Annotated in this window: 13 protein-coding genes; 8 read left to right on the top strand and 5 right to left on the bottom strand. The window is 64.6% G+C overall.

Annotated elements, in window-relative coordinates; translation table 11 throughout:
* Positions 1-26 precede the first annotated feature (26 nt).
* From AB1384_00620 to AB1384_00610, 3 genes are all read right to left on the bottom strand, one after another.
* Positions 27-1,730, bottom strand: coding sequence for a formate--tetrahydrofolate ligase (locus AB1384_00620; protein ID MEW6552775.1), 1,704 nt, complete (start codon positions 1,728-1,730; stop codon positions 27-29).
* A gap of 301 nt (positions 1,731-2,031) precedes the next feature.
* Complete coding sequence (locus AB1384_00615; protein ID MEW6552774.1) at positions 2,032-2,310, bottom strand: DUF2267 domain-containing protein; 279 nt, start codon at positions 2,308-2,310, stop codon at positions 2,032-2,034.
* A gap of 455 nt (positions 2,311-2,765) precedes the next feature.
* Positions 2,766-3,410, bottom strand: coding sequence for an alpha/beta fold hydrolase (locus AB1384_00610; protein MEW6552773.1), 645 nt, complete (start codon positions 3,408-3,410; stop codon positions 2,766-2,768).
* A 277-nt stretch (positions 3,411-3,687) separates the two neighbouring features.
* Here AB1384_00610 and AB1384_00605 point away from each other — a divergent pair, with 277 nt between their 5' ends.
* The 8 genes from AB1384_00605 (at position 3,688) to AB1384_00570 (ending at position 12,351) form a co-directional block, all read left to right on the top strand.
* On the top strand, positions 3,688-5,010 hold the full coding sequence (locus AB1384_00605) for an NAD(P)/FAD-dependent oxidoreductase (protein MEW6552772.1): 1,323 nt from the start codon (positions 3,688-3,690) through the stop codon (positions 5,008-5,010).
* A gap of 18 nt (positions 5,011-5,028) precedes the next feature.
* Positions 5,029-5,586: a hydrolase gene (locus AB1384_00600; protein ID MEW6552771.1), complete on the top strand. Its 558-nt coding sequence runs from the start codon at positions 5,029-5,031 to the stop codon at positions 5,584-5,586.
* Entirely contained in the window at positions 5,583-5,747 is a 165-nt protein-coding gene (locus AB1384_00595) for a hypothetical protein (protein ID MEW6552770.1), read from the top strand. Before AB1384_00600 ends, AB1384_00595 begins: the two co-directional genes overlap by 4 nt.
* 13 nt (positions 5,748-5,760) lie before the next feature.
* Positions 5,761-6,570 (top strand): class I SAM-dependent methyltransferase, encoded by an 810-nt coding sequence (locus AB1384_00590; GenBank protein MEW6552769.1) that lies wholly within the window; start codon positions 5,761-5,763, stop codon positions 6,568-6,570.
* A 1-nt stretch (position 6,571) separates the two neighbouring features.
* Positions 6,572-8,104, top strand: a complete 1,533-nt coding sequence (locus AB1384_00585; GenBank protein MEW6552768.1) for a 1,4-alpha-glucan branching protein domain-containing protein — start codon at positions 6,572-6,574, stop codon at positions 8,102-8,104.
* A 110-nt stretch (positions 8,105-8,214) separates the two neighbouring features.
* Positions 8,215-9,144: a class I SAM-dependent methyltransferase gene (locus tag AB1384_00580; protein ID MEW6552767.1), complete on the top strand. Its 930-nt coding sequence runs from the start codon at positions 8,215-8,217 to the stop codon at positions 9,142-9,144.
* Positions 9,145-9,371: 227 nt separating this feature from the next.
* A complete protein-coding gene (locus AB1384_00575; GenBank protein MEW6552766.1) occupies positions 9,372-10,619 on the top strand; it encodes a glycosyltransferase family 4 protein in 1,248 nt (415 codons plus the stop codon).
* A 301-nt stretch (positions 10,620-10,920) separates the two neighbouring features.
* Positions 10,921-12,351 carry a CoA-binding protein gene (locus tag AB1384_00570; GenBank protein MEW6552765.1) on the top strand — a complete coding sequence of 477 codons (1,431 nt, stop codon included), beginning with the start codon at positions 10,921-10,923 and terminating at the stop codon, positions 12,349-12,351.
* 4 nt (positions 12,352-12,355) lie between these two features.
* On the opposite strand, the gene AB1384_00565 is transcribed toward AB1384_00570, so the two are convergent.
* Positions 12,356-14,011, bottom strand: coding sequence for an MFS transporter (locus AB1384_00565; protein MEW6552764.1), 1,656 nt, complete (start codon positions 14,009-14,011; stop codon positions 12,356-12,358).
* Entirely contained in the window at positions 14,008-15,024 is a 1,017-nt protein-coding gene (locus AB1384_00560; protein ID MEW6552763.1) for a hypothetical protein, read from the bottom strand. Before AB1384_00560 ends, AB1384_00565 begins: the two co-directional genes overlap by 4 nt.
* Positions 15,025-15,030 lie beyond the last annotated feature (6 nt).

The raw sequence follows: 15,030 nt of genomic DNA, 5'->3' as shown, positions 1-15,030 counted from the left end.
ACTTTCATGCTTGCGCGTCGCGCGACTCAGAACAACCCGAGGGTCTTTCCGCTCTCGTCGATATCGACGTCGACCGCCGCGGGACGGCTGGGCAGACCGGGCATGGTCCTCATGGCGCCGCACAGCGGGTAGAGGAACCCGGCGCCGATAGAAGGCCTGATATCCACCACCGGCAGGCGGTAGTCCTTGGGCACTCCCTTCAGGTTGGGGTCGTGGGACAGCGACAGGTGGGTCTTGGCCATGCAGATGGGCAGCTTGTCGTAGCCGGCCTCGGTGAACTGCTTGATCTTCTGCTCGGCCAGGGGGGTGTAGTCCACCCCGTCGGCGCCGTAGATCTTGGTCGCGATGGCCTCGATCTTCTCCTTGATGGGGGCGTCGTCGGCATAGAGGTACTTGAAGTCCTTGGGCATGTCGCACGCGGCCACGATGGCCTCCGCCGCCTCTTTGCCTCCCTCGCCGCCCTTGGCCCACACGTCGATGGGCACGCAGGCCGCTACGCCGGCTGCCTCAGCCAGCCTCTTGACCAGGGCGATCTCCGCGTCGGTGTCCGTGGTGCGCTGGTTGATGGTCACCACCACGGGGACGCCGAAGAGCTTCATGTTCTCGATCTGCTTGACCAGGTTGCCTGTCCCCTCCTCGAGGGCGGGCATGTTCTCCTTCTTCACCAGTTCCTCGTCAAGCTTCTTGCCCGGCCGGGCCTCGAAGGCGCCGCCGTGCATCTTGAGGGCACGGATGGTCGCGGTGATGACCACGCAGTCCGGGGTCACGCCGGAATAGCGGCACTTGATGTCCATCATCTTCTCCGCGCCCATGTCCGCGCCGAACCCGGATTCAGTCACCACGTAGTCGCCGCACTTCAGCGCCACGTAGTCAGCCACGATGGAGTTGTTGCCGTGGGCGATGTTGGCGAAGGGGCCGGCGTGCATGATGCAGGGGTTGTGCTCGAGGGTCTGGATGAGGTTGGGCTTGAGGGCCTCCTTCATGAGCACGGTCATGGCCCCCGCCGCCTTGAGGTCCTCGGCGGTCACCGGCTTGCCGTCGTAGGTATAGGCGACGACGATGCGCGAGAAGCGCTCCCTCAGGTCCTTGAGGCTGGTGGCCAGGGCCAGGATGGCCATGACTTCTGAGGCCACGGTGATGTCATAACCGGTCTGGCGTGCATAGCCGTTCTCCCGGCCGCCCAGGCCAATGACGATGTCGCGCAGGGCGCGGTCGCTGATGTCCACCACCCTCCTCCAGGAGATGGTGAGGGGGTCGATGTTCAGGGGGTTGCCCAGCAGGATGCTGGTGTCGATCATCGCCGCCAGCAGGTTGTTGGCGACGCCTACGGCGTGGATATCCCCGGTGAAATGGAGGTTGAGGTCCTCCATGGGAACCACTTGAGAGTAGCCGCCCCCGGCCGCGCCGCCCTTGATTCCGAAGACCGGCCCCAGGGAGGGCTCACGCAGCGCGAGCACCACGTTCTTTCCAATCTTTGCGAGCGATTCGGTCACGCCGATGGAGGTCACGGTCTTGCCCTCCCCCAGCGGGGTGGGGGTGATGGCGGTCACGTCGATATACTTGCCGTTGGGCTTGTCCTTAAGCCTGGCCAGGACGGCGTCAAAGTCGATCTTGGCCTTGTACTTTCCATAGAGATCGATCTCGTCGTCCTCCAGGCCCATCTTCCTGGCGATCTCGACGATTGGGAGTAGTTCCGCCGCTTGCGCGATTTCCAGATCACTCGGAACCATGCTGCAACTCCTTTCCTCTTTTTCCCGCGGGTAAACCCTTCTGGTTGCCTTCCTTGACTTTTCGCGGTCTCTATATACCGATTTTTGACATATATTAAACCGACGGCTCACCACCTCCGTAAGGAGGCTTCGGAGTCCCCGGTGAAGTCCTCATCGCGAGTGGTCGGTGCCTTATTATCCCCTCCGGCGCACCCAAAGTATTATATCCATTACCCCCCCATAATGCAAATAAGAACAGGCGGCCGGCAAATCGGATTTTCGCTGGTAGATGCGTTGTTTTATGCTACAAGGCCGCAACGGTTCAGCCATGGGTGATGGTGGGGGACTGGGCGGTCTCGCCCTCGCCGGAACCCTCGAAATAGATATCCTCCCTCTCGAGTATATCCGCCGGGTATGGATCAACCACCCTCCAGCCGCGTCGCAGGTCCTCGGGAAGCGATTCCTCCACCATCCCGGCCACGTTTTCCGCAAGCATGGTCTTGAGCAACCCCACTATCACCCTCACCGCGCTGTCCGCCTGCTTGAGGCTCTCCAGCCCCGCTTCGTCCCTGACCCTTGTCAACAGCTCCTTGCGGTCCATGGCGCTTCACCCCCCTGTTCCGGCATGTACAGCACCTATTTCTATTATCCCCACCTGGGACTTTGATTGAAACGTGGGGTAAAGGGCGGGTCACAGGTCGGGGCGCGGTTGATAGGTAATGTAAGGGTCAGACTTCTTGTTTGTTGCGTTCCACCAAAAGCTGCTACCTCTATCCAGGCAGCACGAATGCAAGAAACAAGACCCTCAGACGACGAGAGAGCGCCAACCCCGGAAGTTCGGGCTTGCCATACCGTTTGGTGATCGATAGATCCAACCTCTGGCTTATGTGACGGCGACTGGGGCCAGTATAAATGCTGGCCCACGGCGCTACGCATCGCTGGCCCCGGCATGCGGTCGAGGGCTCAGCCTTGACATTTCGCACCGCAGGCGCGAAACACAACGCATGAGCCTTTCCAGCGGGTTACGGAACGGACGGGGGTGGGCAGACAGAGGGGTTAGGACCAGTGTTGGGCGACGATGGCGGCGATCTCTTTTTCGCGACCGAAGAGGAAGTGGTCCGCACCCTCCAGGATGCGCAGATCCGCCCCCAGGCGCAAGGACAGTTCCCGCAGCTTCGTGAGGTCGTTGAACTGGTCGCGGGCGCCGCTGACGATGAGGGCATCCTGGGGCGGTAACGCGCCCTCCTCGTCCAGGAAATAAAAGAAGTCGAACCCCACCATGGGTGGGCTCACCAGGGCTATCCTGCTCGTCCGCCTTCCCCGCACCGCCCATCTCAGCCCTATCCAGGCACCGAACGACCATCCAGCCACGGCCGGGTCCGCACCGTCCAGGTCCGGCCTCTCGAGCAAGTAGCGGTAAGCCCCCTCTACATCCTCCACCTCGCAGATCCCTCCGGTGGACACGCCGCTCGAGAGCCCGACTCCACGGAAGTTGAAGCGCAGGCAGGCCCAGCCGCGGGAGACCAGGTCCTGGGCCATGGTCTCCAGCAGCGGTACGTACATTGAACCGCCGCCGATGGGATGGGGATGGCAGAGTATGCAGGCTGGAGGCATCTGCGCGTCCTCCGGCATCTCGAGGATGCCCTCGAGTCTTACGGGTTCCACGCAGTCCGCGTAAAAGCTCACCCTTTCCACTGACATGGGACTACCTCCTCGCAAGCGCGCAACGCGTTCATCATAAGGCAAACGCCCTACCGGTGCCACCGCCGGCCGTCACTTCGGCTCCAGGCCAGGCGGCATGATGATGGCGGTGGCGGGCGGGGTGGCGAGGGTGGGACGGCCGCGCCATACTTCGGACTTGGCCGGGCCTTTTGTGGTTTAATATTCTTCGAACAAATTCTCGCACGTAACTAGTCTTTCGTCCGCCAGATACGGGAACACCGGCACCGCGGGCGGCGGCTGAGGGAAAGGGAAGCTCATGGACTATGACGTCATCATCATCGGCGGAGGATACGCGGGGCTCTCGGCCGGCGCCATCCTGGCACACAAGGGGTACGAGGTGCTGCTGCTGGAGAAGTCCCGACACCTGGGGGGCCGTGCCAGCTACATGGAGAAGGACGGCTATACCGTGGAATACGGACTGCATGCCAACCGCTCCGCTTCCGACGGCGCCGCGGCCGCCGTCTTCCGCCGCCTGGGACGTGAGCTGGAGTTCATCGAGCCCGGTGAGCCGGAGCTGTGGCGGCAGGGGGAGTTCATCCCGCTGCCCAACAACGTCGGCAAGATCTTCAAGTCCCCCATGCTCCCCCTGCGGGCCAAGCTGAGCGCGGCGCGCTACCTGGTAAAGCTGGTCATGGGCAATCCAGCCAAGAAGAACCAGGTCTCCCTGGAGGACCTGACAGCGGGCTGCAAGTCCGAGGAGACCCTGGAGATCCTGCGCATCATCTCGGGGATCGGGATCATCGCCCCGGAACCGCGCTTCGCCTCCGCGGGAGAGCTGGCTGCCTACCTGAAGAAGGCCCTGCGTTCCAAGGTGAAGGTGGGCTATCCAAGGGGGGGCACCCCCAGCATCATCGCGGGCTTGCGCGAAGAGCTCGAGAAGAACGGACAGATCTTGACGGGCAGCAAGGTCACGCGGCTGATGCTAAAGAAGGGCCTGGTGAGCCAGGTCAAGACGGAGACCGCCATCTACACCGCCTATGCGGTGGTCAGCGCGATCCCGGTTCAGAACGTCCCCGACCTCTTCGGGGGAAAGGACCTGCCCATGAAGTTCGTCAAGAAAGCGCGGGAACTCGTCCCCACCGCCGGCATCTCCATGGATATCGGGCTCAAGGAGCCGGTCTCGGACAAGAGCGGCCTGCTGGTGACGTCGGAACCCCTGAGCATGGGCCAGTTCACCTCCAACATCGATCCCGGGATGGCCCCGGAAGGTCGTCAGCTCCTCTCCTGGTACTATCCTTTACCGCTGCCCTGGGTAAAGAACGAGGAGAAGATGGCGCGCGAGGAGGATCGTCTGCGTGCGCTGCTCGCGGAGATGTTCCCGGGCATCTGGGATGCACTGGACTGGGAGCGCACCTTGCGGCTGTCCATGGTGGACGGTTTCCTGCCGAGGCCCGGCCAGACGCGGGACGACCGGCCCGGTTTCACCATCCCATCGCTGGACAATTTCTTCCTCTGCGGCGACACCACCCGCGCGGAGGGGACGGGTGGCGACACCGCCTTCAACTCCGCCATCCACGTCTCCGGCCTGGTGGATGACTACCTCGAGGAGATCACCGAGAATGACGAGGACGAGGACTGAACCGAGAAAGGAGTCAGCATGGAAAGGCATCCCTCCCTGGCCAATGCCGACGACAGTATCCTGGTGGTCATCGACCCCCAGGAGAAACTGGTGAAGATGATCCATAACCGCGAGGAAGTGGTGGGGACCATCGCGCGCCTGCTCAGGTTCGCGGACATCTTCGGCATCCCGGTGGTGCTCACGGAGCACTACCCCCAGGGGTTGGGGTATACGGTTGAAGAGGTCAAGGAGGCCCTCACCATATACGAGCCGGTGATCAAGCGCATCTTCAGCTGCTTCGGCGTGCCGGAGTTCGCGGAGGCGCTGGCCGCCACGGGGAGGAAGCGCCTCCTGGTGACGGGCATAGAGACCCATATCTGCGTCAGTCAGACGGTGCATGACGCCATGCAGAGGGGTTACCGCGTGCAGGTGGTGGCAGACGGCACGGGCACGCGCAAGCGCGAGGACCACGAGACCGCCCTGGCCCGGATGTACGCCGAGGGGGCCGTTGTCACCACCTCGGAGTCGCTAATCTACGAAGTCCTCTACCGCGCCGATGGCCCGGAGTTCAAACAGGTACTCGAACTGGTGAAATGAACAGGATACGACTTTTCTACGCGGCCGGCGGCGGTTTCCTGGGCCTGGTCCTGGTCGGCGTGGGGTGGGGAGTTTCGAGCTACTATCTGGTGGTGGCGGGGACGGTGGTCATCGCCGCATCACTGGCCTGGATGACCATACCCATGCCCACCGTTTTCTGATATGGAGAGGAACTTGAGCGAAGATATAGACCTCTCGGACCTGCCGCAGGACTCCTACCCCGAACTCATCCTCACCGGGGAGCGGACGCTCCCCGGCATCCGGGAGGAGAACTACTGGTTCCAGCGCCACCTCGTCGCCTATGAGTTCCTGCTCGGACTGGCCGCCGGCAAGAGGGTGCTGGACCTGGGCAGCGGGGAAGGATACGGCACCGACCTGCTGGCCACACGTGCCGTCGAGGCGGTGGGGGTGGACCTGGCCCCGGAGGCCATCTACCACGCGCGCCGCACCTACCGGCGTCCGAACCTGCGCTTCGCCTACTCGGACCTTTACGACCTGGGGCTGGAGGACGCGTCATTCGACGTCGTATGCTCGCTGCAGGTGGTCGAGCACCTGCACCGGCCGGAGATCTTCATGCGCGAGGCGCGGCGCGTGCTGGCGCCCGGGGGACTCTGCGTCCTGACCACCCCCAACCGCCTGCTTATCTCACCCGGCCGTGATGAGCCGGTAAACCCTTTCCATATCGTCGAGTACGACTCCCGACAGTTCCTTGACTTCATGCGCAGCTTCTACCCCGACGTGGAAATGAAGGGTGTCTTCCACGCCCGCAGGCTTCGCCTGCATGACATGCTCTCCCGGCGCAACTTCTCCCAGTTCTGCCTGGACATGCCGCCACGTCTGGAACGCTGTTTCTACCGGCCCCTTTTTATCCCCTCCATCAATACGCGCGACTTCCGCATCACGGACACCGCGCTCGCTGAAGCCATCGACTTCATCGCCATCGGGACCAAACCCCGCGATCCCGCCGCGGCCGGGGAGAGCTGACATGGCTTCTCCCGCCATCGTCATCCTCCTGCACACCCACATGCCGTACGTACGCCGCAACGGCGACTGGCCCGTGGGCGAGGAGTGGCTGCTGGAGGCGTGGGCGGAGAGCTACCTGCCCATCTGGAAGATCGTCGAGGACCTGACCGCGGGGGTCCTTCCCGGCCGTCTCTGCCTCACTCTCACGCCCATCCTGGCCGAACAGCTGCAGGACGCGTATATGGAGGAGCGCCTCGACTGGTACCTCAAGAACAAGATCGAGCATACCCGGCTGGAGATGGAGCGCCTCGAGGCCATGGGCGACGAGCCCAGGAAAGCCCTTGCCGCCTATTTCGGCGACCTCTACCGCGGCCTACTCGCCGACTTCGATGCGCGTTTCCGCGGCAGGATGATGCGGGTACTCAGAAGCGGCATGGACGCGGGGGCCGTCGAGGTCCTCGCCAGCGCGGCCACCCATGCCCACCTGCCCTCCCTGGGCAGCCAGGGCTGCGTGAAGGCCCAGATAGAGATCGGCATCGAGAGTTACCGGCGCTGCTTTGGCCGCGACCCGCGGGGGTTCTGGCTGCCGGAGTGCTCGTACACCCCCGACCTCGATGGCGTCCTGGCCGCGTTCTCCCCGCCCCTGCAATACGTCGTCCTGGACTTCACCGCCCCCGACGCGACGGCCGCGGAGGCCCACACCTGGGAACCACGCCGCCTGGGTTCCACCCCATTGATGGCTCTGCTGCGTGACCGCACCGCCCATGAACTGGTGTGGACCTTGCGGGGTTACCCCTCGGGCGGCGACTACCGGGAGTTTGCCAAGCGCGATCACGACGGCTGGGGTTTCCAGTACTGGAGGGTCACCTCGGGTCATACTCCCCTGGATGAAAAGGATATCTATTACCCCGACAGGGCGGAGATGCAGGCACGGGAGCATGCCGGCGATTTCGCCGCGAGGCTGGAGCGGCGCGCGGCGGAGGCGATGGCCACCAGCGCGGGAACGGGCACCGCGCCGGTTCTCCTCGCCGCGTACGACACCGAGCTAATGGGCCACTGGTGGAAGGAGGGACCGTCCTGGCTGCGTGAGGTCCTGTCACGCCTCGGCGGTGCTGCCCTCCTCCCCCATCAGGTGGCGGAGGAGGCCGTGGCAGCGGAGCTGCCCGCCATCTCTCCCCCTATGACCGCCTGGAACGTGGACGGGACCTTCTCCACCTGGGTAAACCCCGGCACGGCGGCGATCTGGACCGAGACCCGTGCCATGGAGGAGGACCTCCTGCGGCGCATCGCGGGTGGCGGGAGCGGCGCGGAAGAAGGGCGGGCCCTGCTGCAGGCGGCCAGGGAGCTGCTCCTCGCAGAAGCCAGCGACTGGACCTTCATGATCACCCGGGACGCGGCCGCCTCCTACGCCCGCGACCGCTTCGAGGCCCACTGTTCCCGCTACCTCGCCATCACGGACATGCTTGACCGCGGCGGCATGGATATCCCGTCCCTTGCCTCCCTGGAGGACACGGACAACCCCTTCCCCTGGCTCTCCCTCCAATCCTGGCTTTAGCCCCTGTTTCCCGTTTCAGGCATTCAGCTTCGCCGCAAAATAATCGAAAAAGAAAGTGGGCGTGTCACAAGCCGTAAAAACGGCTTCAAGCGAACAAAGAGGTTGAGCCGATGTTCTCGGCCTTGCTCAGAACGGCCGCCTCAGCCCATGACGACGGGTCCATGGACGGAAGCCAGGGAGACACGACGTGGCCGGAATTCGAGGTGAGGGTAATGCGCCGCAGACATATGGTGGAACTGACTGATCAGCGCTGGTGCCCCCGGCTCTTTCGTGACATCGCTACGGATGTCTTGCGCTTCACCAGCGTTAAGACGAATATGTACGCCCCGATCCTGCCACGCCTGAAGGAGGTGCTACAGACCCTGGACTGCCACGATATCGTCGACCTCTGCTCGGGGGGAACGGGTCCCGTGCTCCTCATCCAGGAGCAGCTGAACGACCGCGAAGGCTATCCCGTGCGGGTGACCTTGAGCGACAAGTTCCCGCACCTGGAGGTCCTGGAGCAGGCCGCAAAGGGAGCGAGCTGCGAGGTTGACTTCATCGCGGAGCCGGTGGATGCCACCAGGGTGCCGGAGGATCTGCGGGGTTTTCGCACCCTGTTCGCTTCCTTTCATCACTTCAGGCCCGAGGATGCGCGCGGGATCCTGGAGGACGCCGCCCGCAGGGGGGAGGGGATCGGGGTCTTCGAGTTCACGGGGAGGAACCCCGGCATCTTTTTGATCATGCTCCTTTCCCCACTGTATCTCCTGCTGTTCATGCCCTTCATCAAACCCTTCAGCTGGCGGAGGATGTTCTGGACCTACATCGTCCCCCTCGCGCCGCTGGTCCTTATGTGGGAGGGACTGGCATCGAATATGCGCACCTACTCCGCGCAGGAGCTGCGGGAACTTGTCGGGGATATCGCGGAGAACGGTTACACCTGGGATATTGGGGCGGTGCGCGGCACCTGGGATCTGGGAAAGGTCCACGGTATCGGGCTGCACAAGATAACCTTTCTTCTCGGCTACCCGTCGAGACGGATGTACGGCGCATCTCACTAGACCGCCCCGGTTGATATGCAAGGATGACATTCATTTCCCATCACCCCCCTTCTCTGCTTCCCATCAGACCTCCCCCGGCCCGCCCCCGGCGCCCGGCCGGCGCCCGGCCGGTTGCCATCCACGTCGCGTTTTAATAGAATATTCGTGCTCGTCTTGACCTGGCAGGGAGTCAACCAAGAGAGATGCGGCGGCCGGAAAGGTCGCTTTGCTGTGCAGGAACGGGGTGGATGATGAACGTCGTGATCCTTTCCTGGGAGTATCCACCCAGGATCATCGGCGGACTGGGTACCCACGTACACCAGTTGGCGGTGAACCTGGCCCGCATGGGGACCAATATCCACGTGGTGACCAAGGACGCCCCGGACGCGCCCGACTTCGAGGTAGCGGAGGGCGTACAGATCCACCGCGTCCCCCTCTATGCGCCGGAGATACCCCAGGAGGAATGGGTGCCATGGACCCTGCAGTTCAACGTAGCCCTGCTGGAACGCGCTATCCCCCTCATCAACGACAGGATCGGCAAGGTCCACGTGCTCCACGCCCATGACTGGCTGGTGGCCCACGCGGCCATCGCCCTCAAGCACGCCTACCGCATCCCCCTCGTGGCCACCATCCACGCCACGGAATACGGGCGCCACCAGGGGTACATACCGGAGGGCATGTCGAGGATCATCCACCAGATCGAATGGTGGCTGACCTTCGAGAGCGTGCGCACCATTACCTGCAGCAACTACATGAAGGACGAGGTAAGACACATCTACGAGCTCCCGGAGGACAAGATCACCGTCATCCCCAACGGAATAGAATACGAACTCTTCCGCTGCGGCGCGGACACCGAGCGCATCCGCAGGCAGTTCGTGGAACCCGACTCGCGCATGATCTTCTTCGTAGGACGCCTGGTCTACGAGAAGGGCGTGCAGACGGTCATCGAGGCCATGCCCCGCGTGTTGCAGGAGTTCCCCGACCTGCGTTTCCTGGTGGCTGGCACCGGGCCCCACGTGAGGGCCCTGCAGGTGATGATCGACGAACTGGGCCTGGGCGAGAAGATCAGGCTCCTCGGCTTCGTGGACGCGAAGAAGCTGCCCATGTTCTACAAGTGCGCCGACATCACCGTCGTCCCCAGCATCTACGAGCCCTTCGGCATGGTGGTGCTCGAGGCCATGGTCGCGGGATGCCCGGTCATCGTGGCCGACACCGGCGGCCTCAAGGAGATCGTGGTCCACGAGGAGACCGGCCTCTGCTTCAAGCCCGGCAACCCCGAATCCCTGGCCCGGGCGATGATCCGGGTGTTGCGGGACGAGGGGCTGGCACAGCGCCTCACCAGCGACGCCCAGAAGTTCATCGGAGAGAAATATAACTGGGAGCGCATCGCCCGGCATACCATGGACATCTACCAGCGTTCGATCAAAGAGTACGAGTACCGGCCCCGCGTGCTCTCGGTCTGTCCCCCCATCCCCCAGCGCGCCGAAGGCAGTTAACGCACAGTTTTTCGCTCGATCATTCGATAGACTGTATCGCATAAGCGACAGCGGCACCCGGAGGGTGACGCGGCGGTGCCAGCCGCCCGGCGATTTCTGAATGGCCGGGCCTGGCACGTGTACGTTTCGATGGGAAGCCCGGAGGGTGACGCGGCGGTGCCCAGCCGCCCGGCGATTTCTGAATGGCCGGGCCTGGCACGTGTACGTTTCGATGGGAAGCCCGGAGGGTGACGCGGCGGTGCCCAGGCCTTGACGCTTCCGAGCGTCAAGGCCTGGCATGTGTACATCAGGATGTGAGAGTGTGAACACGGAGCTGAAACGAAGCCTCGACCGCGTTTTCTTCCCCGCTTCCGCCGCCATCGTGGGCGTCTCCGAGCGCATGGACAACCCGGGCACCCTCTTCCTGCGCGCCTTCAAGGACATGGGCTTCGGCGGCGCTCTCTATCCCGTCAACCCCCGCCACACGGAGATACTCGGGCTGCGCTGCTACCCGGACCTCGCTTCGCTGCCAGGCGGCACAGACCTGGTGATCCTCGCCGTCCCCCCCGCGGCCGTACCCTCGCTGGTACGCGACTGCGCCGCCACCGGCGTGGGCGGCTGCATCATCAACACCGCCGGATTCTCGGAGACGGGGCGCGCGGAAGGGCAGCGCCTCGAAGAGGAGATACTGCAGGCCTGCCGGGGCAGCGGCTTGAGGCTGGTGGGGCCCAACTGCATGGGAATCTACTCGGCGCGGGGCAAGATAGCCCTCTTCGCGGGCATGTTCTCCACGGAAGGCCGCGCCGGCATGATCTCCCAGAGCGGTTCCCTCTCGAGCATCACCTATGTCACAGCCCTGGAGCGCGGGGTCCTCTTCGACAAGATCGTCTCCAGCGGTAACGAACTCGACCTCAACTGCGCCGACTACCTGGAGTACATGGCCGCCGACCCGGGAACCGAAATGGTCCTGGCCTACCTGGAGGAGGTGCGAGATGCCCGCCGCTTCCTGGAGACGGCCGTATCCCTTCGCGGCGTGAAGCCGGTCATCGTGCTCAAGGCGGGGCTGACCGTGTCTGGCGGCAAGGCCGCCGCCAGCCATACCTCCGCCCTGGGGGGCAGCGCCGAGGTGTTCGAGGGGGCGGCGCGTCAGGCGGGGATGATCATGGCCAACGACCTGGCGCAGATGCTCGACTGCGCCGCCGCCCTGTATCACCTGCCCCCGTGCCGGGGCAGGAGGGTGGCCATAGTCAGCTCGCCGGGCGGCCTGGCCGTCAACTGCGCCGACGCGGTGGAAAGGCACGGCCTCGAGCTCGCGCCCCTCACGGTGGAAACCCGGGCCGCGCTGGCGGAGTTCCTGCCCGCCGAGGGCACCTCTTTCGGAAACCCCGTGGACCTGGGGTTCGGCGCGGTGGTCCCGGGCAATTACCTCAAGGCCCTCGAGATAATGGCGAACGATCCGACGGTGGACATCCTGATGACAGTGGGCACGGCTCCCGCCTCACGCGACGGGGACATCGGCCTTATCGCCGCCATCACCGGGGAGATGCTGGAGGCCCGCAACGCCGTCTCCAAGCCCCTGGTTTCGGTACTCTTCCCCAGCGCCTTCACCGCTCCCCACATGGCCAGGCTCCATGCCGCCGGCATCCCCTCCTACCCGACCCCCACCGCCGCCTGCTTCGCGCTCGATGCTTACCAGGGCTTTCATGCCGCCGCACGGGCCCGCGGCGCCTGGGACGGCGGAGGGCTGCCCTGAAAGGTCAGTGAGGGGCACGTACGGCAAGGCTCTCCTCGCGGTTTACCATCTTTCCTCCCGGCAGGATGAAAGACGAGAGAAACGCCAGGAAGGTGAAGAAAGCAGCGAAGGCCAGGGCGGTGCGGTTGGCCTTGGTGACCGCGTCGTGACTGATGCTGACGATCTCGGCGCTGATCTCCTGGGGGATATAGTCGGGCAACTCGGCGCCGCCCCCGAACTCCACGTTGGAGACCTGCTCGCTGATGGCCTCGTCGACCTGCGCCTTGAAAGGCTCGGGGATGACCGCGCTAGCCTGTACGCCGCTGCTCAGGCTGGCCGCGATGGAGGAGATGAGCACCGCGCCGATGACCGCCGTTCCCAGGGTCATGCCCAACTGCCGGAAGGTGTTGTTCACGCCCGAGGCCTCCCCGGCCTGCTGCACGGAGACGGCCGAAAGGGTCATATTCCCTATCTGCCCCATCATCAGGCCCATGCCCATCCCCACCAGGATGAGGCTGGGGATGAAATCGCTGGCGGTCGAGCCTACATCCCAGACGGCGATCTGAAGCGCGTATCCGCCGATGATGCTCAGCATCCCCGCCTGGATCATCAGCTTGGGCCCGACGCGGTTGGCCATCATGCCGGAGACGGGAGCGGCGATGAGGGAGGCGGCGGAAAGGGGGATTAGGGCGAGACCGGTATGAAAGGCGTCGTAGCCCCTCACCGCCTGCAGGAAGACCGGGAGCGAGAAGATGAGGCCGGCCTGTCCCAGGGCGACCAGTCCCACGACGCTCGTGCCCGAGACGAACTGCCGGTTGCGGAAGAGGTGGGTGGAGACCAGGGGGGTATGGCCACGCCGCTCCACCCTTCTCTCCCACAGTATGAACCCCGCCAGGATGGCGGCCCCCAGGACGATGGCGTAGAGGGATATGGAGATGGTGCCGAACGTCACCCAGCCGAAGAGGGAGAAGGGCTCCTTGGCCACGATCCAGCCGTAGGTCGACGACTCGATGATCCCGTAGACCAGGAAGAACATGCCGGAGGCGGAGAGGGCGACCCCCGGCCAGTCCAGCTCGGGTCGCTCCTCGCGGTCGCGCGACTCCTTGATCAGGAAGGCCCCGCCCAGGAGCACCGCGGCCACGAAGACGTTGATGCGGAAGGCCCAGCGCCAGCTGTAGGCGGTGGTTATATAGCCGCCCAGCAGCGGACCGATGGCGGTGGCGGCGCCGGCGACGCCCCCCCAGATGCCGAAGGCGATGGCGCGGTCGCGTCCCCGGTAGTGCGAGACCAGCAGGGACATGGTGGCCGGCATCATCAGGGCTGCGCCGATGCCCTCGATGATCGATTCTCCGACGATCATCACGGGCACGTTGGGGCTGATGGAGCAGACGTAGGAGCCCACGGCGAAGACCAGCGCCCCCAACATGAACATCTTCTTGCGCCCGAAGAGGTCTCCCATCCTGCCCCCGGTGATCATGAACGCCGCGATGGTCAGGGAGTAGGCCGTGATCACCCACTGGATCTTCTGGATGGTGGTATCCAGGTCCTGGATGATTGTGGACAGGGACACGTTGAGCAGGGTCATGTCGATGAGGATGATGGCAAGGGAGAGGCAGAGCACCGAGATAGGTGCCCACTTGCGCACCGCCTGCCAGCCCCGGATGCGCGTCTCCTCCATCATCCCGTCTTCTCGCGCAGCTGGCGGGCAGCCTCCTCCGGGGCGAGGATGGAGAGGCTCATACCGGTAGCCAGCTCGAAACCGGCGCTGACGATGATACGCGGGACCATCTCCACATGCCAGTGATAGTAGGGGTAGTCACCGCCGTCACAGGGCGCGCTGTGCAGCCAGAGGTTGTACGGTGGAGCGCCGAGGAGGGCGGAGAGGGCCTTGAGGGCGCGGGTGAGCGCGTCGGCCATGTCCGCGATCTCATCAACGCGGCAACCCGCGAAGTCCGGGTCGTGCCGGCGGGGGGTGAAACGCAACTCGAAGGGGGCACGGGCGGCGTAGGGCACCAGGACGGTCCAGCCCCCGTTCTCCAGCACCACCCGGCCGTCCTCGCGCGCTTCCTCGACCTCGAGGCAGAGAGGGCACCCCCTGCCGGAACGGCGCCGGGACTCCCGCAGCTCCCCGCTGATGGCCCGCGTTACCATGGGCAGCACGAAGACCTGGGTATGGGGATGGTCGAGTGAGGCCCCCGCTTCCCGCTTGTTGTTGATGATGATCTGCACCTGCTTTACCCTGGGCAGCGCCGCGAAATGGCGGTAGCGTTCCAGGTACGCCCCGAGCAGGCCGGCAGCCGCCTCCCCATCCATGTCGCCCAGGGAGAGAGTGTGGTCGGGAGAGTTGATGATCACCTCGTGATCGCCGTATGCCGGGAGTCCCACCCTGGTCCCCCGGCGCCAGCCCCGCGAGCCGGCCTCGGGCATGAACGCGGGATAGAGGTTGGGGACCACCCTCACCCTCCAACCGGGCGAATCCGGTGGGCCGCCCTCCCTGCCCACCGACCAGGTCTCCGGCGGGGTAAGCGATTCGTTGCCGGGACAGAAAGGGCACAGGGGCTCCCCGGCCGCCTGTCCCGGGACGGCGCCGGGCCGGCGCGAACGCCCCACCGCCAGTATGGACCAGGTGCCGGTGACCGCGTCCCGCCTTATCTCTGGAAGCGGCATCCCGCCATCGCCTGAGTTCCCGGCCATGATCAC

It is taken from the genome of Actinomycetota bacterium (assembly GCA_040757835.1).
GTDB lineage: Bacteria > Actinomycetota > Geothermincolia > Geothermincolales > RBG-13-55-18 > SURF-21.
The sequence above is the reverse complement of the archived record's forward strand: the minus strand, read 5'-3'. Positions and strand labels throughout refer to the sequence as shown.

Bases quoted from the DNA above. Each gene is read 5' to 3' on its own strand.
- AB1384_00580 (MEW6552767.1), top strand. From the start codon at position 8,215: ATGTTCTCGGCCTTGCTCAGAACGGCCGCCTCAGCCCATGACGACGGG.
- AB1384_00600 (MEW6552771.1), top strand. From the start codon at position 5,029: ATGGAAAGGCATCCCTCCCTGGCCAATGCCGACGACAGTATCCTGGTG.
- AB1384_00565 (MEW6552764.1), bottom strand. From the start codon at position 14,011: ATGATGGAGGAGACGCGCATCCGGGGCTGGCAGGCGGTGCGCAAGTGG.
- AB1384_00575 (MEW6552766.1), top strand. From the start codon at position 9,372: ATGATGAACGTCGTGATCCTTTCCTGGGAGTATCCACCCAGGATCATC.
- AB1384_00595 (MEW6552770.1), top strand. From the start codon at position 5,583: ATGAACAGGATACGACTTTTCTACGCGGCCGGCGGCGGTTTCCTGGGC.
- AB1384_00585 (MEW6552768.1), top strand. From the start codon at position 6,572: ATGGCTTCTCCCGCCATCGTCATCCTCCTGCACACCCACATGCCGTAC.
- AB1384_00615 (MEW6552774.1), bottom strand. From the start codon at position 2,310: ATGGACCGCAAGGAGCTGTTGACAAGGGTCAGGGACGAAGCGGGGCTG.
- AB1384_00620 (MEW6552775.1), bottom strand. From the start codon at position 1,730: ATGGTTCCGAGTGATCTGGAAATCGCGCAAGCGGCGGAACTACTCCCA.
- AB1384_00610 (MEW6552773.1), bottom strand. From the start codon at position 3,410: ATGTCAGTGGAAAGGGTGAGCTTTTACGCGGACTGCGTGGAACCCGTA.
- AB1384_00560 (MEW6552763.1), bottom strand. From the start codon at position 15,024: ATGGCCGGGAACTCAGGCGATGGCGGGATGCCGCTTCCAGAGATAAGG.
- AB1384_00605 (MEW6552772.1), top strand. From the start codon at position 3,688: ATGGACTATGACGTCATCATCATCGGCGGAGGATACGCGGGGCTCTCG.